Genomic DNA, 676 nt, shown 5'->3' with positions numbered 1-676 from the left:
CAGGCGCGCGTCCAGCACGTACACCCGGGTGTTGGCGATCGGGCCGCCGATCGGCGCCGGCCAGTCCCCCGCGGCCAGCGGCCGGCTGATGGTCGCGCAGACGGTGATCTCGGTGGGACCGTACGCGTTGATCAGCGTCCGCCCGGCGGACCACCGGGCGACCACCTCGGCGGAGGGCGCCTCACCGGCCACCGCGAGCACCGTCACGCCGTCGAGCGCGCCGTCGGGCAGCACGTCCAGCGCGGTCGGCGGCAGCATCACCTGGGTCACGCCGGTCTCGGCGATCGTGGCGGCGAGCTGCGGGCCGACGGTCAGCCGCTCCGCGGAGGGCACCACGAGCGCCGCGCCGGACAGCAGCGCCGGGCAGATCTCGAGGATGATCGCGTCGAAGCTGGGCGAGGCGAACTGCAGGATCCGGCTGTGCGGGCCGATCCCGTGCCGGGCCCGTGCGGCGCAGAGGCTCGCGATGCCCTGGTGGCTGACCACGACGCCCTTCGGTCGCCCGGTGGAGCCGGAGGTGTAGATGACGTACGCGGTGTGGTCCAGGGCGAGGGGCCGGACCCGGTCCGCGTCGGTCACCGGCGCGGCGGGCAGGTCCGCCAGCTCGGCGGCGACCTCGGCGGAATCCAGCGACACCGCGGGCACGTCGAGGTCGGGCAGCTCGCGTGCGGTGGCC

The 676-nt window shown here is 75.7% G+C and carries 1 protein-coding gene; it reads right to left on the bottom strand.

The genetic code is table 11. The annotated features are described in order from the left end of the window. Positions 1–676: AMP-binding protein (locus tag IEY99_RS33805; RefSeq protein WP_189208197.1), on the bottom strand; the 676-nt coding region annotated here is incomplete at both ends.

It is taken from the genome of Couchioplanes azureus (assembly GCF_014648355.1).
Taxonomy (GTDB): domain Bacteria; phylum Actinomycetota; class Actinomycetes; order Mycobacteriales; family Micromonosporaceae; genus Actinoplanes; species Actinoplanes azureus.
This window is presented reverse-complemented; position numbering and strand designations above follow the sequence as displayed.